At 43.9% G+C, this 20,734-nt stretch carries 6 protein-coding genes; all 6 read right to left on the bottom strand.

The genetic code is table 11. The features are described 5' to 3' along the window. Nucleotides 1-61: 61 nt before the first annotated feature. Nucleotides 62-2,821 carry a CHASE2 domain-containing protein gene (locus IJJ71_RS09075; protein ID WP_296846511.1) on the bottom strand — a complete coding sequence of 920 codons (2,760 nt, stop codon included), beginning with the start codon at nucleotides 2,819-2,821 and terminating at the stop codon, nucleotides 62-64. A gap of 97 nt (nucleotides 2,822-2,918) precedes the next feature. Further along, nucleotides 2,919-3,332 carry a FecR family protein gene (locus IJJ71_RS09070; protein WP_296846510.1) on the bottom strand — a complete coding sequence of 138 codons (414 nt, stop codon included), beginning with the start codon at nucleotides 3,330-3,332 and terminating at the stop codon, nucleotides 2,919-2,921. Nucleotides 3,333-3,415: 83 nt separating this feature from the next. Then, nucleotides 3,416-13,270, bottom strand: coding sequence for an autotransporter outer membrane beta-barrel domain-containing protein (locus IJJ71_RS09065; protein ID WP_296846509.1), 9,855 nt, complete (start codon nucleotides 13,268-13,270; stop codon nucleotides 3,416-3,418). A gap of 186 nt (nucleotides 13,271-13,456) precedes the next feature. Beyond that, on the bottom strand, nucleotides 13,457-16,138 hold the full coding sequence (locus tag IJJ71_RS09060) for an SPOR domain-containing protein (RefSeq protein ID WP_296846508.1): 2,682 nt from the start codon (nucleotides 16,136-16,138) through the stop codon (nucleotides 13,457-13,459). Nucleotides 16,139-16,178: 40 nt separating this feature from the next. Beyond that, nucleotides 16,179-18,125, bottom strand: a complete 1,947-nt coding sequence (locus IJJ71_RS09055; protein WP_296846507.1) for a tetratricopeptide repeat protein — start codon at nucleotides 18,123-18,125, stop codon at nucleotides 16,179-16,181. An 8-nt stretch (nucleotides 18,126-18,133) separates the two neighbouring features. Continuing rightward, nucleotides 18,134-20,614 carry an OmpA family protein gene (locus IJJ71_RS09050; protein WP_296846506.1) on the bottom strand — a complete coding sequence of 827 codons (2,481 nt, stop codon included), beginning with the start codon at nucleotides 20,612-20,614 and terminating at the stop codon, nucleotides 18,134-18,136. Nucleotides 20,615-20,734 lie beyond the last annotated feature (120 nt).

Raw genomic sequence — 20,734 nt, 5'->3', positions numbered from 1 at the left:
TGGCGAAAAGCTAGTAGACCGCGAGTTTTTCCATGAAAAACTCGTCAGGACAGGATGTCCATTACTTCTGTAGCAGCTTGAATACTCCGTCCTCTGGGTTATACGCAACACCGAAGTCATCTTTTTCCTGAGGATAAGTGCCTTTGATGAAGAATTTTTCGAGAAGCGAAATGTAATACTTGGCAACCTTGTCATCAGGTTTCTTTTCTGAGAGTTTCTTGAATCCTTCAAGAGCCTCAGAATATTTTTTTGCCTCAAACAAAGACATTACCTTTTCCCAAAGTTCCATGTATTTGAGAAGGAATTCATCTGCGTAAGTCTTTTCTTCGACAAGCTCGTACAGACGAATTGGAGTGTTTACATTGACGACACGAACGCGGTCAAGGCTTCGCACGACAAACCTGTCACCAAGCATGTTTCTGGTAGCCTCACTGATTAAGATTCCGCCGGTTGAATACTGCTTGTTTACACCTTCAAGGCGGGAAGCAAGGTTTACATTGTTGCCCATCATCGTGTAGTTTTTCTTGTTCTCACTACCCATGTAACCCGCGACCATCTCGCCGGAGTTAAGGCCAATTCGGGTGAACAAAGTGCGGTTGTTCGCAATCATAATCTTGAAAGCATCATAAAGCTCATCGTCCATTGTATCAGGCTTTGGCTTTGAAGCAATATTCTGGATTTCCTTGTTCATAAGAAGCTCAGACTTTTTCATCTTGATAGCCGCCGCACAGGCACGAGCCGCATGATCATCCATAGGAACAGGCGCACCGACAAGGGCGATAATAGCATCACCTTCGTATTTATCTACGGTTCCGCGCTCATTCATGATGATGTCGCTCATTTTTGTAAGGTAATAGTTCAAAAGCGCGACAAGCTGGCCTGCCGTAAGAAGCTCCGAGAATCCTGAGAATTTCTGAATATCGGTGAACATGGCCGTCATTTCAAGAGTCTGGCCACCGAGCTTGAATGAATCAGGGTTAGCAACGATGTCGTTTACGACTTCCTTTGAAAGACACTGGCTGAATGCGTTCGTGATGAACTTTTTCTCAGAAGATGCAGAAAGATAGCTTACAATCGTGGTTGTCGCAAATGCAAGCAAAATCGTAAGGAGCGGAATTACAACGCCGACATATTGTTTCGTGATATAGAAATAGGCATATAGAGAGCCAAGTGTGAGGACAACAGTAAAGAAGCCGAAAAGAATCTGCCTGAAAGTGCTCTTGATTCTGATTGCAAGCATTGAATAGAAGAGACAGACAACGGCAGCGATTATGACGGAAACCCACCACGGAGAATCATCGATGAAGTCCTGGGTAAGGAGCTGGTTTGCCATCGTGTAGTGAACGCCTGGGTTCGGGTATGCCTGCTGATACTGGTTCAAGCCAAAATCAGTCGTGCTCGTTGCGTTGGTACCGATAATACAAATGGCACCTGTTACCTTCTCCTTCACATCCTTGTGGCTATCCTCAAGGTCCTTAAACTGCTCGCGCATCGTGGTAAAAGTTTCGGAAATATAATCCGCATCGTCCGGATACTGAGCCTTCAAGAGATTTTCCTGATCGCCATTAAGGTAATTCGTTACATTCTCATAGTATTTTGTCCTCAGGGCAGTATAATTCTTGTAAGTCAAATCATTTTCTTCATCTTCAGGATTCTTACAAAGCCAGTCCTTTATGTAATGTGCACTTTCGTAAAGATTTACAGGGTCGTCACCATCCCAAAGCTCAAAAAGACCGCTCTCACTCATTGCCTTTATGTTCTTGTAGATATTGTTGTCAAGAAGATAAAGCCGGTAAATGTTCCAGAGTGAAATAGAATTGTACTCACTGTATTTTTTAGGCGGATATTTAACGATTAACATTCCTTTTTCGTCACGAGGAATCTTAATGTCTTTAACAGAACCGTCAGAAAGCTTGGCTCCCTTGAGCGTGACATATTTGTTCGACACATGGACTTCCGGGTTGCCAAAGCGTTTCAAAATCGGAACGAGAGTGAGCTGTCCATAATATTTTCCGTCATATTTGAGGACAATCGGCAGTCGGCGGAGATAACCGTCCTTGTCAGGCGGCGCGTTTACGAATCCGGCAGAATTTGCCCTGGCCATAAAAATGTGAATCGCAGGCATGACACCTTTGTAATCATAAGTGAGCGTGTCACCGTCATCAACAACATTCTTAAGGGAAATATATTCTGCAATGTAAGATTTCTGCTCTTCATCTTCGAGAGGATAGGCATCATCAATCGTGAGCGTAAGATATGTGCTTCCAAAAAACTGAATTGAATCAGCGAGAATCGAATCAACATCCTTGACAGTAGAAGCGACGGCCTCGTTCAAAGAATTCTTCGCCTCTTCGGTGCGGGTCAGAAGACTTTCGGCACAGGACTCGGCATCTTTTGCACCAAGCGAACGGTCAGAAAAACCGCCCATTACAGTAGCAATTTCACCGTTTATCGATTCAAAAGTCTCGTCAATCTTTACAGGAAGTTCTTCGGAAAGATAGGCCTCATCGACCTTGCGCTGGCTTTTGTCAAGGAAGCTTAAATCGTATACGACAGCCTCGGTGTCAAAATCTTTGAGCGCATACATCATTCCAGCGTAAACATCACGACCGAATGGCCAGACACCGATTGAGTCAATCGACGCATCATCGACGTTTATCATAAGGACATCTTTCTGCTCTTCCAAAGGCTTTAGTGGCCTCTGGAACCAGTCCGCGGCCTTTTTGTCAAGGCTCGGAATAAGGATGACCGCAAAAAGTACGGCAAGGGCAAAAAAAAGTATTTCAACAAGTGGAAGAAGAATTTTGAGGATTTTTCTCATAAGAACTCCAAAGTCAGCACGACAGCTCTAATGAATTGAAACAAAAAAAATCCTGCACAGATAATGCAGGATTCCCAACAAAACATGTTAAAGATGATTACTCATCCCATTCAAGATCGCTCTTTGCCTCACTAGCTCTTGAAGAAGCTGTTGAGACGCCAGACTGAGCACCATTTGATTTGCCTGCTACAGTGTTTTTAGCAACAGAAGCCTTTTTGAGACCACCTTTGCCTGCACCTGAAGCAACAAGCTTTTCAACATCGCCTTTCTGCATAGCTTTGATTGTAACTGACGATGAGCCATCATTGATGACAACGCTTGAATTCAATGCTGTATTGATGTTAGTACCAGCTGAAAGCTCCTGTCCAACAGCAACAGTCTTCCAAGCACCACCATCCTCATAAGTAACTTTGCCTGTAACCTTCTCAACCTTGTACGAACCAGCGGCAAACAACGACGCAGTAGCAAAAAAAGCTACGAACCCAATAACTATTTTTTTAATCATTTTCATAGGCGAACCTCCTAAAAATAATACTAAGTGCACACCATGCTCTATTAAATCATAACGCACTAATACCAAGTTGTCAATTTTTTTCAGCTTTTTTTATGAAAAATTTCAACTTTTTTTGCAAAAAATGCGCCAGAAAGCACAAAAACTGCAAGCAATATCAACAAACCAATCTTTCTGAAAGGCTTCTCAGCACTATCCTGCTGAGTTACAGAAACTGGAGCGACCTTTTCCACAGAAGGAGCAACGCTTTCAGTGACAGAAACTTTTGCCTCGACTTCTGGAATACCAGACTCTTCCTTCACTTTTGAGACAGTCTTTGAGGTAGAAGCCTTTTCAGAAGAAGAAGCCTTTGCTGCAGAAGATTTTAGCCTTGAAACAGCCCTGTCAAGATTCTCTGACTCAGAATTAAAATCACGGCTCAATCCTGACCATGCAGAATCACCTGTAGAAGTTGCGACAGCAGAAGCCGGTGTCAAATCAGCTTTAGGAGCGGCTGTTTTTCCAACATTTTTCCTTGCAAGGCTCAGCAATGCTTCTTTTTGAGCCATCAAGTCTTCATGCGTGATTGAGCGGCCACGAGGCAAAGCGCGTTCCGTTGATTTCATGAGCGGGAACGAACCTGCGAACACGCCCGGCACAGAAATATAATTTGAAGGATTTGACGGTATTATATCAACGATGCTGCTACCAGCACTTGAAGACAATACGATTTTAGATATTGTCAATCCAGAAATATCGCTCTCAGAAGTCAATTCAACAGAAGTAAGGCTGCTAGGAGAAGTAAATGCCACTGTAACCGAAGCACCACCTTCAAGAACACTAGCAGTGCCAGGGCTTGCAGTTAAAGCAGGGAACGAACCAGCCGAAGCAGTAAGCGTTATCGAAGCAATTGTCTCGCCTTCCGGGAAATCAGAAAGCGTAATCTTTTTGCCCTCGATTTTGTACGACACAGCCTTTTTCAAAGTCAAGTTGTAAGAAGACTCTGAAACATTTCCCGCATAATCAATAGAATAGAATGACTTATCCCCTGGAACAAGTGAATCACCACTGAGGATAAGTTTATCAAAATAATCTGTTGAATCAGCAGCTGACATAAATCCCATAAGAGAATCGTCGGCAGTCGCAAGGGTTGGCGTTATTTCCAAAGCAACCACGGATGTATTGTAATAAAGAATCTTTTTTGACGAATCAAAATCAGTATTATCACCCTGATTATCTGAAACAGAATTTGGAGCCGCAGGTTTGTCAGAATCCTTTACAAAATTATATGGTCCAGTAATTGTCGTAGAAGTTCCGCTCAATGGAGTATAAGTAGCAGTTATTGAAGAAAGAAGAACAGCCTTTGTATTTCCAAGAACATCTCCGCTCCAAATATAGACTCCACCTGAAGATTTTCCGCTGAATGAATCAAGTGAAAGGTCAGTACCGACATCCTTTGACGGCACAACGCCTGTTGAATCAATTGAAAGCTCATATTTGATTGGCAGAACCGGAGTTGTAATAGTTGCCGCTGAAATATATGCAGAACTGAAATACAGAGAAGCAGAGTCTTTTAAATTCATTGAAGTTGCCGAAGAATAAGTCACGGCACTTACAGCCGGAACCTCAGAAACAAGGCTTGTCTTGAAAGTGAATGTGCCTTCGTTTCCAACCTTGTCTTTTGCCGTGACTGTCTTTTCACCCGCAGCATCAATTGAAACAGAATAGCTTCCGGCAGTTCCAGAAATATCTGTCACAGAATCAACTCCAGAACCTTCTTCTGTGATTGCAATGCTTGAAGTGTAATAATCTGAATTAGTGAAATATTCAGTTCCAGAAGCAAGTGCTGCACCATCGGCAATTAAAGCAGTTTTATCAGAAGTGATTTCTCCAGATGCCAATGTCGCCACAATTGAAGGAGCCGTAGAATCATCGATGAGGTTAAGATTGAATGCCGAAGTTGAAATATTTCCGGCATAATCGACAGAATAGATTGCAATATCGCCATCCGCAAGACTTGGAGTAAGACCAGAATCACAAGAACTTCCTGCAGCTCCGATTCGGAAGCCTTTTACAAGAGAGCCAGAAGCAGCTGGAGTGAGGCTCAAAGAAAGCGTGCTTCCATTGAAATTAGGATTATACCAGATTTTTCCAGCCGTTGAGTCATAATAGATACCGCTTCCGTTTTCCACAGAAGGTGTAACAGAAGTTACGCTTGCTGTATTTTCAGTCAAAGCCTTCCATGTTGCCGAAGCAACTGCTGTCGAAGCAGAAGCTGCCCCCATCGGCGTGTATTTTGCGTTTCCTGCAAATGGATAATCCTCCACATTATTAAGGGTATCCTTTACATGCAGATAGAGCGCAGTTCCGTCCGCAGAAGCAAAGTTCGTGCTTGAAAGTGTTGAAGTCCAACCTCCGCTAGTTGCACTTGCCCTATTAGAAGAATCGACAAGATATCCCGCAACCGTTGTCTGAGTATCAGAAGTTGTGACAGAAACATTGATATGCGAAGGATTGAAATAGATTACACCGCTAGAATCAGCGTTCACGGAATGAACAGCACCCGCATCGTCAGCAGCAGCATTTGAAATCTCAAGATTTGAAACAGATGGTGCCGTGATGTCAAGTTCTGTCTTCAAAGTGAATGAGGATTCGTTTCCAACATGGTCTTTTGCGGTGATTACAATGTCTCCGGCAGAATTTGCTGTTACTGTATAAGAAGAAGCTGTGTTATCCGTTCCACCGTCAACATTTGACGAAGCTACACCAGCTCCAGAATCAGTAAGGGCAACATCTGCAGTATAACCAACTGCGTTTGTTATATATGTAGAAGAATCTTCAAACAAGGCACCTGCAGAAACCAGCTCTGATTCGCCAGACTTAATTACAAGTCCGCCACCAGAAGCAAGAGAAAGAGAAATAACAGGCGGAGTCGTATCCTTAGTCCATGCGGCAACAGTAGAATTAAGTGTTCCTTCTCCCGTAAGTTTGACAGGCGTTGCTGTAACTCCGTAGCGGCTTGAAACAAGATGAAGATACAATGTGTCTCCGGCCGTCCAGTCAGAAGGAAGCGGAAGAATTTCATCTGAAGGATAATTGACACATGAAGTTGAAGTTAAATCACTGTCTTCAAAAACATCGGTGTTTTTGAACATATATTTCCAAATATATACAGAACCGCGGGTAGCTGTAACACTAGCAGTCACTTTAATTTTTGCATCAGTATTGTAATAATTCTGGCTAGAATCACAATAAATGTCCCCTGAAGTTGATGCGACAATTGAAGATACTACAGGGTATCCTGCATCTTCAAGAATCTGGAGTTCCTGCTTCGTCATGTTTCCTGCATAATCAACGGCATAAAGCCAAAGACTTCCAGCTCCAGAAGCAGCATCAATGAAATTAGAAACTTTGAAAGTAAATTTTCCGTCTTTTTTCACAAATGCAGTTGAAGCTGCCGAAAGCGTTGCAGTCGTTCCAGTGAAGTTTGAAGAACTGTATGGACCTGTAAGTGTTGAACTTGTTGAGAGCACATAGCCCATAATGCCGCTTCCTGTATCCGAAGCTGCAGTCGGTTTTAATTCAATATCCCTGTTTTTATAAGAGCTTGTATAAAGGAGAATATTCGCATCCAAAGTAAAACGTGATGCATTAGAGCCGCTCAATACACCTATAATAGCCGTTGTAGTAGATAAATTCCAATCAGGCCAAGTCGGTGCTTCCGTATCACGAACCCACGGTTTTTCAATCTTTGTTCCACCCAAATACAAGTCATAATCTTTAGAATTTCCGAGTTTGTCGGAGAGCCTTACATAAAGATTGCTTTCGTTGGTGTGTGAAGCAAATCCTGCCTGCTCATTTGTGAGGCTGACTTCAAATCCGCTGTCAGAATCGGTGACAGCAGTTGCGTCCTTTATTGAAGTTGTTCCGCTCACGATTTCATAATTCTTCGTACCCGAAGCCAAACCGGAATTTGTATCTGAAATCATGTCTTTTCCGGTGAAATCAAGCTTCATCTCGTTGAAATAATAATTCGTGCCGTCTGTATTGATTGAGCCGGTTGTTGCTTCGACAGTCGGATTGCTAGTAAATGCAGGTTCGGTAACATCGAGGAACAGTTTTATGTACACCTCAGTTGTGTTACCAGCATAGTCACTGACAGTTATTCTGTAGAAACGACCTGTATCATCCAAATCAATCGGAACTTTTGTGACATAAGATCTACTAGTGTCAGTTGCATAATTTTTCAGGTTCGACATTGTAAGATAATCATTCTCCCAAGTACTACCTGCCACACCAAGTTTTCGGTCTACCTTTATGTCTGAAATTCCCAGTGTAGCACCACCAGCACCTGTATCCTCATCAGTTGCAGTGAATGTACCTATAAAGTACCGCTTTCCGTCAATATTATAAGTAGAATTTGGAGAAGCATAAATAATGTAAGGATTAGCTTCCGTGTAACCAGGCGAGTCCTGATTTTCCACTTTAGACTGAAATTCCTTCTCATTACCTTCACTATCTTTTACATTGTATGTTTTATCAGCAGATACATTTTCAATAGCATCATAAATAAAACCTTCTTTACCGCTCAAATTGACCGTAACTTCACCATGCGTCTGCGGATGGTTTAAGATTGTTCCCGTGCCGTCAATATCAAAACCAAGTTTGAAAACCGGTGCGTATGTATCAACCCTGGTTGTTAAATTTACTTTCTTGCAGTTTCCTACAAAATCATAAACATAAAGCCAGAAATTCTTATCTGTATCTCTTTCATAATGAATTCCCTTTGTAAGTTTTATACAAGGACTATGATTTGTATTCTCAGAATCCCCCGAATCTATATCAATGGAGATAGGAATACTTCCAGGATTATCTTCTGAATCTTCAAATGAATAAGCATAAACACCAGAACCAGAGTCATCGCTGAACCATGTAAGCGGTATTGTGACCTTGACAGAATCACTGGCATAGGCATTTCCTGAAAGTGCCACGACAATTGTGTTGTTGTCTATGTTTGGCAAAGCATAATAATAGCCTTCCTTCAGTTTATACGGAGGCGTAATTGTTCCGGATGCAAAATCTGGAGCCACAGCATCAGCCTGCCATTTCAAAGCTGAAACTTGATAAGTCTTGATGTTACCGACAATATCACACACGTGCAGATAAAGGTCAGTAGCAGAAGAAAGAATGCTTACAGGAATACAAACATCAACCTTTCCGTCCGATGAGCTCTGCCAGCTTGGTGAATCATAAGATTCTGCTGAAGAAGATGTGCTGTAATAGAATTTTGTAATCTTAGTTGATTCCGCAATACTCAAATCAAAGTAGAGGGATTTTTCAATACTATGATAAGTATTATCGCCTTCTTCGACAGTTTCAGAAATATCTCCAGCGGTAGCAGGAACCCAAACTTTTGAATTGTCATAGAATGCCTGCACACCATAGTGCATAGGAACAAGATCCGAAAGATTTCCAGCACCCAAAGTTGTCAAATCAACATCAGGCTCCGTTCGCAGAGTCACTTTCGGTGCATCATTGTCGTATTTCCACTGGGAATCCTCAGCTCCAGGCTTTAGGATTCCTGTGTTCACATGGCCGACAGCATCTTCAATAATATAGTAGAGATATTCATAATTTGCGCCGTATTTTTCGGTTTCGCTCAAATCCTTCGGATAAGATTTATTTGTAAATGTATATGCTGTGCCGCTTGCAGTATCAGGATAAATCCATTCCGTTGTGTCGCTCAAGTCTGATTTAGACGGTGCTGTCTTAGCAGTCTTTTTGACAATGGCAACTCGTACCGGGTAATTTGTTGCAGATGCAGCCCCAGAGAAGTCAATTCCAGTTGTGCCTTCATCATAAGCAAAGCCGATTTTTGCCTCGTCGTTGTAATAAGTTACATTGCCCCTCAAGCCGTCGAATGTACTTGTGACAAGTTTTCCGAGTTCTTCGGTTGTGCTTTCTGTTGAAGTTCCGTTTACATAATCGATTGTGCCGATTTGATTGACCGAAGCCTTGCCGAGCCATGTTTCGTTGTTGCCGGCAGTTTCATTTGCAGGAGTTCGGATTTGGACACAATTGGTGTTGCCTACATTATCCATGAGCCACAGATAGTAAGGGCCACGAAGATTATCATCAGAAGGAATCCAGACTTTGATTTCGTCTCCAGAGGCTGCCGAATATGGAATCCACTTGTTGAAATCTGTTCCACTGCCAGATTCTGAAGGTGCGGCAGTAGAAGAATCGTTTATTGCGAATTTTGCAAGGCCTGACTGACTTGTCGTGTATGTTTTTTCTGTATAGTCAGCAAGACTAACGCTGATGTAAACCTTGTAGTCATCAGCTCCTGTCGTGCCGCTCGTTGAGAATCGGTTTCTGTGTGAAGGACCTTCAAGATAGACTTTGTAATCGCTTCTTGAATCAAGTTTAGCCATTCTGTTTGTGAGGGAAACGGCAGGTGAGCCTGTGTCTTTTGTAATAGCAACATCACTTACGGCATGGAAAGTCTTGACTGGTGAAACATTACCGGCCTTATCCCTGAGTACGATTGAATATGATGTAGAGCCTGAAGCCGGGAGAGCCTGGAATTCAAGGCCTGCGGAACCTGTAAGATCAACAGAACTTGAATCAGAAAGGATTTCGAGTGCTGCCGTCTTTGTAGTGCTGTACTTCGAGCCGTAGAAATTGGCATCGCTGTAAGAAACTGAAAGATAAGCATTTGCATTCTTTGTGTAGAAGTAAGGTTCACCACTGACTGCAGCTTCAACACCGATTGCACCTGTGGCAGGATAAATTTCTCCGGCAACATTGCCGCTGTCAGCAACATAAATCCACTTGTCGAGCCAGCCAGGTGGTGTCGTATCAAGGATGATGGAATCGGTCTTAACCTCTGACTTCCAGCCACACATATCAAAGAGGTGAGCATTAACAGTCTTAACGCCATCGGTATTAGAATCAAGAGAAATGTTCTTTATGACGAAGCTGACTGTAGAATCATAAGCATAAGCCGTATCGAATGTGACAGTCTTATCATCAGTCTTAGTGAATGTACAATTAGAAGAAGAGCCTGAAATTTCAACTGTAATTGTTGTCGTATCAGTGAATGTCGCGCCAGAGTCAAGGACGATTCCACGGAGACCACTTCCCGCATCTCCGTCTTTTGCGCCGTTGATTGTAAGGTCTACGATGCGGTCGTTGGTGTATCTTGTTCCGTCAGCATCGGCAACGCTCGGCAATGTTCCGGAAGCCTCGCCACGGTCAGAAAGGACAATACTGTCGATTGCAGGAGAAGTGCTGTCCTTCATTACATTTGGCAGAGACTTATCACCACCGTTAAGGCCGAAATCCTTAACGGAAACTTTTACAGTGCTGTTGTCATTGTCAATCTTTACATTTTCAATGATGAACGTTATGTCATCACCTTTGAGTTTAGGACTGAACATGTCGCTCATAAGGATTGTGTTGGCGGCGACATTAAGGCTGAAGTCCGTTCCGGCGGCAAGAGCAGTATCGCCAATCGTTATGTAAGAAGAATCTGTGAGGTATGCGTCCTCACCAAGCTTGATTTCGTAAATGCCTGAGCAGCTTTCCTCTACATTGACAGAAACTCGGGCTTTTACAGCCTGCTGCGTAGCGGTATCATAAGCACTGTACGGAAGCCACTTTGTAACGCCGTCTGCACTTCCGTTCTTTGTTGCACGAGGACTCAATCCAACGACAGAAACATCCTTTACTACAGGGTCAGTGATGTCGCACTTGATGTTAGTTTCTTTGTCGCCAGAGTTTATAGCCGCATCCAAGAGTTTTACCTTGACCGTGAATGTTTCATCGGCAGAGTTTCTAATATTCAAGCCGCTTACATAGAGGTTTCCTGTCGTGACGGAATCCGTGAATACGAGGACAGAGCCTGTATGAGCAGGATCAGAAGTATCATAAGTAACTTCGGCAGCACCAGAAGGAGCAGAATCAGTAGAGTAAGAGATTGTTGCACCGGCAAGTGCATTTGGAACATTGTTTCCGCTTGAATCCTCGACTTTGATTTCGATTCGCTTGATGCCGCTCTTTTCTTCGGTGAACGGAATTTTGAGAATCTGAGAAAGAGTAGAATCCTTAGTAGCGTTCAATGCCAAAGTTCCGTCAGAGTTGACCCAAGAGAGGGCAGAAATTACAGGCGGAGTCTCATCATAGTATGCAGAAGAGATTGCGACAGGATCCGCTATATTGCCCAAATCATCCATGAGGCGCATTGTGATTGAAACAAGGCCTTCGGAATCAACGCGGGCAAGTCCGACTTCATACGGTGTGGCAGGTGTCGTAAGCAGTTTCCATGAAGCATCGTCAGTAGTGACAGACCAGTTAGTATCTGCACCGAGACGGAACATCCACTTAATCTTGTCGTGTGGTGAGCGGAGCTTTTCGTTACCCAAATCGACGATAGGAGACATTTCGTTCATCTTAATCGGGTTGAATGAAGAAGCGTTGTACCAGCCGTAAGGAGCATCGCTAGAAGAAGAGCGAACTTTATCCTTTTCTGTCTCGATGGCAGGAGCCTTAGAATCCTTGACAACGAAGATTGACCTGTAGCCGTTGTGGTTACCATCATATACTATAGAAGAATCGTAATGTTCAAGGCCGTTGTTACCGGTCATATCCATTGCCCATACATCAACCTTGATAAGGCCGTCAGGCAGAGAAGAAAGGTCATAAGTGTAAAGACATCCCTCTCCCTTGCCCGGCATGAGCGTTGTAAAGTCCTGATTGACTTCACTGTAGTTGAGGGCAGGAGCATAAGTTTCATACTTCTGGCTGATGTAATTTCCTTCGGCAGTTCCGTCAAGTGAGTTTCCTTCCATGTCGGTAAGGCTTGTCGCCCTGAATCCAATCATCTGAACGTCACTTTCCTGCTTAGCAGAGTTTTCCTTGGCGGCAATATCAGTAGCATAAACATAGAAATTGACTTTTCCAGTAGAACGCTGAGCAAGTACGGTATCAGGGTAATTAGCAAGAGCATTTGTGGCAGCCAGCGCCTGTGGAGTATCAACGCTTTCAAAGGCAGAGAAGTTAGAGCCTGTTCCGCCGGTAAGGACTTCAATAATAGGAGCCGCACGGTCATAGGTCGTACCGATTCGCCATTTTACCGAAGCCGAGGAAGCCATTTTATAGCCGTAAACATCGGTGATGTCCTCAGTAAACGAAATCTGGACGTTGCTTGAGGCTTTGAAGCCTGTATCGTAGCGGTTTACGCCGTCAATTACTTCATTTTTAAAAGAAAATGTTACCAGTTTTTTACTTTCACTGAGCTTGATTTCAAACAAGTCAGTAATATCCTGAAGATTAAGCTCGAATTGATCGGTAAGGTTACCCTCACCTACGCTGTAGTTGCCCTTGAATGAAGCCTCGTCCATTGGCTTTGAGAACTGGACGCGGAGGCTGGCGTTTCGGACAGGGTTGGAGCTTGTGTCCGGGAAGGTCGTACTGATTACAGGCCTGTTTACGACAATCGGTATAAGCCAGATGTCATCCCTTGTGGCGTAAATCGTGACTTCGGTGCTCTGGCTGTTCTTGCTGGAAAATTTTACGATAGTCTCAGGAAGTTCCAGAGGGGCAAAAAGCTGGTTATACTCTTCATCGCTGTTGTAAACGAGGGCAGAATACTGTTCGGAAGGGTTAAAGTTTTTTGTTGAAAAAGCCGCCCATTTGAAGAAACCGTAGTCGGTGTTTGTTGTAGCCGAAACAGTAAACGCTACATTGTTTTTTGCGGTATAATAGCCTGCATCGGCCGGGGAAGTTTTTCCAAAGCGGGTGTTGGCATATCGGATGTAAACGCTCATCTTGTCGGCATTGGCAACGGCAACCTCATTTTCAATTTTGCCGAAGAATTCATCATCTTCCATAAACGAGCACGAAGCGGCAAAAACAACAGAAAGAAGCATTGTAATGGCAAAAACAAACGCCGACATGCGGAATTTTCGAGAATTTTTATTAAAAACTATATTTTTCTTGAACTTCATTAACTTGCCTTTTGCCTCATTCAGAATATTTAAAGAGACTCCTCAGTATATTTTAACTCAAAAAGAATCAGAAAACAAGTTTATACTAAGGAAATAAATCGAATAAATGCTTGGAATTCCGCTTATTCGATTAGCTTATTCAATCCTCCTTATGAAAGCATCCTTGAATCCAAATGCCTTGAATTTCTCAAGGACAGCCCCACATTCATCTATTGTAAGCGCACCGATCACGACACGGAAATATTCTCCGCTCTTAACAATTTGCAGCGGATATTTCGGATATTTTTTGCAAAGCTCCACTGCCCTTTCATAGCTTGAGAAACTTGCAATCTGAACATAATAGTAACGACGGCGAAGCTCCTTCTCATAGAAAAGCGGATCCTTGTTCTTATAGAAAAGCTCGTCCTTTGTCTGTGTGACAAAAGGAATCTCAGGAATCTCTTTTTTGTCAGGCTCTTCTTTTTTAGGAGCGACGGCAACCTCGACATTCTCTTCTGGCTGCTCATCTTTCTGCATATATTTCTGATGGACAGCGGCAATTTCTTTCTTGAGCTTAGTTTCCTCGGCAGTATTTCTCTTAGGCTCTTCTTCCTCAATAATGACGATGACTTTCTGCCAGGTCTTGTCCTTATTCCAGTCAGGCTCTTTTGCAATGACAGGTTTTTCTGGCTCGGATTTTTTCTCGACCACAGGCATATTGTCCGTAGGAATGATGAACTGTGAGTTCAGGCCGATTCCGTGGCGAACATAATAGTCCATGTCCTTGTCCGGCTCCAGAGAATTCTTAATGTCCTGACTTCCGACCCAGATTGTATTCTCAAGCCTTTCCGAAAGTGAGAAAGCACGCCCCTGCACAGTCTCAAAAGAACCAAGATAAGCATATTTTGCAGCCGTATCCATGTCCCTTTCAAGGACTACGGCATAAGCGTCATCACAAGTCTTGTAATCACCAAGTTCGTAGGCACAACGGGCAAGCCCTAGATAAGCAAGAGTGTTTTCATCATCATTTTTTATAATCTGCTTGTATAATAAGGAAGCATACTCGTACTGTTCCTTCGCAAAATACATGCCGGCCGTATTCAGGACTGCGTTATCATTTTTCATTTTGCGCGCAATCTTGAACTGACTTTCCGCCTCATCAAAAAGCGCATAGCGGACATAAAGGATTCCAAAATCATTGCGAACCCCGGCATCCTCACCATTTGCAAGGCTTTCGTTGTAAGCTCGGATTTGCGGAGAAATTTCGCGGACAATCCATTCATCAACGCTGTCAGAAAATCTTGCAAGAACATCATTTCTCTCAGGAAGAAGAAATTTAACGGCAGCCCCCGGAACGCTGACAGGACGGTAAATTTGCCAGGACTCGTGCATCTTGTAAAGCATCGCCTCGTTCGTCCTTGCGGCTGAATACCATTCTCTTGCACCGACACGCCAAGCCTTGGTGTAGCCTTCGTCAGAAAGCGTAATTTCAAGCGGAACCCAGACTTCTCCGTCCGAAACGATATATTCATTCAGTGAATGGAAGTATTTTCCGGCATCCTTTTGCTTGATTCCAGAATCAAAGGCAATGAAAATGTGTCCCGGAATCGTGATGAATGCCGTGCGAATACCGACAGCCTCAAAAAGCGAGCAAGTCAGAATCGAAAGGTCATCACAGTCACCACCACGATACATCAAAGTCTGATAAGGATACTGAAGGAAGTCGATTGAAGAAGAACCAACATTGTCAGAATAAGAAGAATTAGGGTCGATTACATAGTTGATGCCGAATTCATCCAGAGCCTCAAAAATTCCCATAGCGTACTGAATGTTCTGAGGAACCCCGGAACGAAGATTGTTACGAACGCAGCTCATGACATGGCGCGCAAAAAGCATGGCGGCAGGGTCTTTTGAAGAAACAAAGACGGCGGCACGGCGGTCATCATCCCAAGACATCGAGTTTCGGCCGTAAATTCCGAGCGTGACAGGGAAAGTCTTTTCTTTCTTTTGACCAAGCACGGAATATGAAACGGTCACTGAGCCCTGAGTGTCAACCTTCTCGATAAGCTCAAGCATACTCTCGTTGAAGAACGCGATCAGGTCAACATCTTTTGATTCTCCTTGCTCAATCCTGCTTATTCTTGCACATTCTTTAGGCTGTGCCATGTACTGGCTCTGGAAGAAACTTACGCTTACATCGGTTATGCTGGTGTCCTCTTGGTTCGTGACAGAAACCGTGCCGAAAGAATTTTTCTCATACCATGAATAAAGAACCGGGAAGACAGGCTTAACTTCCTTTACTTCCATTGAGACAAGGGCATTATCGGAGAACATTTTTGAGAGGTTCACAGTGAGGCCGGGAGCCAATCCGATGTCGGCAAAAATTCCGCGGTTGAACTCGGCGACAGCAGGAATTTCTATTGCAAAACGCTGGTTAATTTTGTAGACGAAAGAAATTGAACCGCCGACGAACATTGCCTTTTTTGTCTCGCCTGAAACATTGAGGTTGTAAATACCCGCATTAAGTCCCGGAACAAGGGCAAATCTTTCGCCTAACGGAATGTTGAATCCAACTCCGATTCCAGTGCGCAGATAGCTTGCAGGGGTAAGGCTTTCGCTGGTCTTCGTTTCACGCGGAAGGATAAGGTAGTCAAGGCCGGCAGAAAATTCAAGGGCAAAAGGCGTTCTGTAAGAGATTTTAGTTCCGCCGCCGTAGCCGGTTTTTACAGGAAAAGAAGCGTAATTGCTTGAGAAAACAGACCCGAAATATCCGTGGACATTAAAAAGAATCTCACCGTCAGCAAAGGCAAGGCAATTTCCCAAAAGGAAAGCAATCAAGAGAACAGCATATTTTTTTGAAAATGAAAACAGATTTTTTCTATTCAAGTTCACCCAAAACACGCTCAAGATTCTTCCTTGCGCTGGCATTCTTCGGATCGGTAGCCAGTGCTTTCTCATACCATTTTTTTGCTTCCAGGAAGTTTTTCTGGAGTGACGCGATGTTTCCGAGGTTGTTCATCGCGGCAACATTTCCCAATGCGGCAGATTTCTGATAAACAGAAGATGCCTCGGTGTACATTCCTGCCCGGACATAAAGGATTCCAAGCTGATTATAATTTTCTGCAGTAGCACCTTCAGTTTTAAGAATGTCCTGTGCTTCCTTGATTTTCGGACCAAATTCCGTTGAAACATATCGGGCAAGGTCAACTTCACAGGCTGCGACAAGACGCTTTTCATCAGCAGAAACGGAAACATTCTCGTTGCTCGTAAATCCGGCTGAAGGATAAATCTGCCATGCTTCTTCAAGGAAGACAATTGACAGGTCTGCATCGTCCATAATAAGCTTCGTCAAATCCCTGGCTCCATTGTGCCAGCTGTTTATAAATCCCTCCTGAATCATTTTCATCGAAATCGGAACCCAAATTTGATTCTCAAACTCAAGGATTCTGTCCTCACCGTCAAAGAATCGGTCCGCCTTATCGCCATCAATGCCGGTGTTGATAAGAACGAGGAAATCATTTTCAAGAGGAATATAAGCGGCCTTGATACCGACAGATTCAAGAAGTGCCATGAAAAGGATTGCCATCTCATCCTTGTCACCTGCCCTGTAGAACATTGTCTGATAAGGATACTGAATGTGATCTACCAGAGAATCATCTGTATGATATAAATAATAAGGTGTCTCAAAATCATCAATGTTTCGTATGCCGGCAAGTCTCATTCCCTCAAAGACATACATCGCAAACTGAAGATTACGGTTAACGCCTGAACGCAGATGGCTTCGTGCGAGTCCGACCAGAACCTTTGAGAATTCAAGGACTTCAGGAGCAGAAGCAGAAATATATGCCGAAATTGCCTGCGGGTCAGTCCAGCGCATCTGGTTTCGGTTATAAACAGGAATTATTATAGAAGAAACTGATTCCTTTTTTTGACCAAGAAGCTCATAAGTGACGATGATTTCGCCAGGGATTTTTCCGGCCTCTGTAAAACGCAAGATTTCCTTACTGAAATCTGCCACAAGCTGGAGTTCCTTTGTTTTTCCTTTCCTGATATTTGAAATATGACCACATTCCAGCTCGGAAGCCGTATAGCCTTTTGCCTTGAAACTTACCGACACATTTCGGATTTCAGCAGACTCGTTGTTTTTTATCTGAATCGTACCAAAAGGATTTTCCTTATACATTGTATAGAAAAGCGGGAAAAGACTGTCCGGGATTTCAGCGGTACAAACGACAGTTCCGCTTCCGAATGATTTTTTCTTTGTTTCCAGATGAAGTTTGAGCGAGACTCCGGCCGTAATGCCTGCTATGCCCGGCTGCCCGAACCATGATGTATTCTGATACGCAAAATAAGAGCCACCTAAGCCCAAAGTCCATTTCGGATTAAACCTGAATCCCGCCTCGGCAAATCCCCTGTACCACGGAGCAAAATGCGACATGCTTCCGTTCTGCGCGATTCCGTAGCCCATAGCCCCGCCAAGGCCAAGCTCCAGTCTCGCAAAAGGATAGAAAGTCAGGCTGGTCTGAAGCCCTACAGGGATAACGCTAACGAATTTTGCCTCGTCAGGCAGAAGCTCGGAATTATTGTTCTTCGGAACATAAAGATATCCTGCCATCGTACCGACATTCACCAATCCGAACAAATCAATTCCCATGCTCAACATTCCGCCGGCACCCACAGGATCCCATTTGGTCTCTCCCGCAGACATGAACGGAGCAAGTGCAAGAGGCTCAAACCTGAAAGTCAAGTCATACGAAAAGAGGGCTATATGACTAAAAATCAAGAGAAAAACTGCAATAAAAGTCCGTCTTAAATATGATTTCATATTCCGCCCTACTTCTTGATTCTGAATTCAACACGGCGATTCTTGTACCAGTTTGCCTTGTCACTTTGTGATGCCATAGGATTAGCACCGCCCATACCGGTAGACTGAAGCAAATCCCGGCTGACCCCGCGTTTTACAAGTTCATCTACGATTGCATCTGCACGAAGCTGGCTCAACGGAATAAGTTCCTCCCGGTTCTCTTTTTCTGTTCCGCTGATATTGTTCGCATACCCTTCAATAATTACTATGCTTGCGCCAGGGTGAGCTTTTATTTCCTCGGCAATCTCGTCAAGTGTCTCCTTGTTCCAGTCTCTTTGCTCTTTTGTCAGTTTATTGGCTCCAAGTGCTCCATTGGGAACGAAATTGATTGAATTTACGACCATTTTCCACTCCTTGCCAGGAACAATTACCTGCAAAAGCAAGCCTGTCTTAACTTTTTCGCTAGTACCTACGGAAGCCATTCCTATTCGAGCCTGATCTTTGGCAGATGGAACAACTGTAAGTTTCGCGGTGTATGTATTTTTTGAAAGAACGACCTCGCCCTTGTCGCTCATTCCGTCCCACTCAATGTTTTTCGGGAGTTTTCCGCTTCCTTTAATCGTGCGGAACGGATTTCCCTGCGGGTCAAGAATATCGAGCGACCAGCTGCCAGGAGGATCCTCAAGATAATCTATGCTAGGAGAGAAAACAACTGTATCGTTCTGACCATCGCCGTCAGGAGTGAAATTCGAGCCGCCTTTGACGGAAATAGATGCGCTAGGCTTCGGCCATGATGCAATCTCAGCCTGGCGGGCTTCTTCCTCTGCTCTTTTCTTTTCTTCTTCGGCCTTTTTTGCTTCTTCCGCAGCCTTGAGTTTTGCGGCTTCTTCGGCGGCTTTCTGCGCTTCAATGGCCTTTCGCGCCTCTTCCTCCGCCTTAGCTTTTGCCTCGGCCTCAGCCTTTATCCGCGCCTCTTCTTCCATTTTACGGCGGTTTTCTTCCATTACTCTTTGCTGTTCTGCCTCAAAAGCCCTTCTCGCATCCTCAAGTTTTCGTTTTTCTTCGGCAAGGCGGGCGTCCTCTTCCATTTTGCGGCGGTTTTCCTCGGCGATACGCTTCTGATTTTCCTCAAAAGCTTTCATCGATTCTTCCATTTTACGCTGCTGCTCTTCCAAAGCTCTTTTCTGAGCCTCGATTTCAGCATTCATTTTTGCTTTTTCAAGATTCATGCGCTCTTCTTCAAGCGCGCGTTTCTGTGCCGCAATTTTTTCTTCTTCTTCTCTGGCTTTTCTTCGCTTTTCTTCGGCTTCACGCTCAGCTTCGGCTGCTTTTCTTCGGCTTTCCTCGGCTTCGGCGGCAATTCGGGCATTCTCTGCCTTTTGAGCTTCTTCCCGTTCACGGCGGTATTCTTCCTCAAAACGCTTCATGTCATCATCAAGCCTGAGTTTTTCGGCATCTTTTGAAAGACGGCCAGCATTATCGCCAGCATCAGCAATCACAGGCAGAACAGGAACAAGCCTAAGTTGCTCAGGAGGAATGTACGGTGGTTCTCCGTCCGGTCCGACAAGTTCAGGAATGATTGGAGTTTCTTTTTTAACGGCGATTTTTTCAGATTCAACGCGCTCCAAAGGCTTTTTCTCGACTGCAACCTGCGGCAATTCTGGAGCTACAGAATGTACGAGTTCGCTCGGAATTTTCTCATCAACCTTCTTTTCCTGCGGAATATCATCAGCAAGGACTATCTCCGGCTCCTCAGGAACTTCCATTTTTTCATTCTCGATGTTGAATTCTGCGTTCACAAGTTCCGGCTTTTCGTTCGCACGGCGCAAAATTTCTTCATCAAGAAGTCGCAGGATTATTTCGATTTTTTCACGCTGGGGAGTTTCTGGCTCCATATCAAGGTATTTGCGGTAATTATCACGCGCATCAGAAAGATGGTCGAGCTTAAGCTGAGCATTGGCACGGTTCAACACCGCCGGAGAATATGTCTCGTCCTCACGGATTGCTATCGCATAGCTCGCATCGGCACGCATATAGTTTCCCATCGCATAGCACGAGTTACCCGCATTGTACGCAAGGATTTTGTGGTCAGTATCTTCCTTGGCAAGTCCCTGAACGCATACCGCAAGAGATTTGTCATATTGCTCAATCTGATAATAGCAGACTCCGAGATAGATATAGACTTTTGGGTCAACATTTTCGCTCTGGAGTGATTTTTCAAAATAGACGATTGCTTCTTCTGGCTTATTGAGCACAAAAAGTTCCTCGCCCTTTACAAAATCTTCATTATATACAATCACCGGCTCTTTTTTTTGTTTTGATGACGGAGTTTTCTTTAGCTTGTCAACGGCGGTCTTTGCCTCCGGGGATTTTGTCGTCGTAGGATTTACCGCCGCAGGAACAGGAGCCTTATTTTTTTTTGTAGAAGACGATGTTTTCTTTCCGGCTGAAAAAACGGGAATCAAAATTGAGGAAATCAAAGTTAATATAAAAATCTTTTTTAAAGTCATAATGGCATTTCTACTCTATAATTATCGACAAAAAAAACCTTTTTCGCAAGTTAAAAGAACAAAAGCACCCCATTCAAGATGTAATTTTTTATTGAAACATCCTTTAACTTGGTATATAAT

Source organism: Treponema sp., from assembly GCF_017430385.1.
In the GTDB taxonomy this organism is placed as follows: domain Bacteria; phylum Spirochaetota; class Spirochaetia; order Treponematales; family Treponemataceae; genus Treponema_D.
This window is presented reverse-complemented; position numbering and strand designations above follow the sequence as displayed.

What these genes read in the sequence shown, in the direction of transcription:
- IJJ71_RS09065 (WP_296846509.1), bottom strand. Translation starts at nt 13,270, where the DNA reads ATGTCGGCGTTTGTTTTTGCCATTACAATGCTTCTTTCTGTTGTTTTT.
- IJJ71_RS09070 (WP_296846510.1), bottom strand. Translation starts at nt 3,332, where the DNA reads ATGAAAATGATTAAAAAAATAGTTATTGGGTTCGTAGCTTTTTTTGCT.
- IJJ71_RS09075 (WP_296846511.1), bottom strand. Translation starts at nt 2,821, where the DNA reads ATGAGAAAAATCCTCAAAATTCTTCTTCCACTTGTTGAAATACTTTTT.
- IJJ71_RS09050 (WP_296846506.1), bottom strand. Translation starts at nt 20,614, where the DNA reads ATGACTTTAAAAAAGATTTTTATATTAACTTTGATTTCCTCAATTTTG.
- IJJ71_RS09055 (WP_296846507.1), bottom strand. Translation starts at nt 18,125, where the DNA reads ATGAAATCATATTTAAGACGGACTTTTATTGCAGTTTTTCTCTTGATT.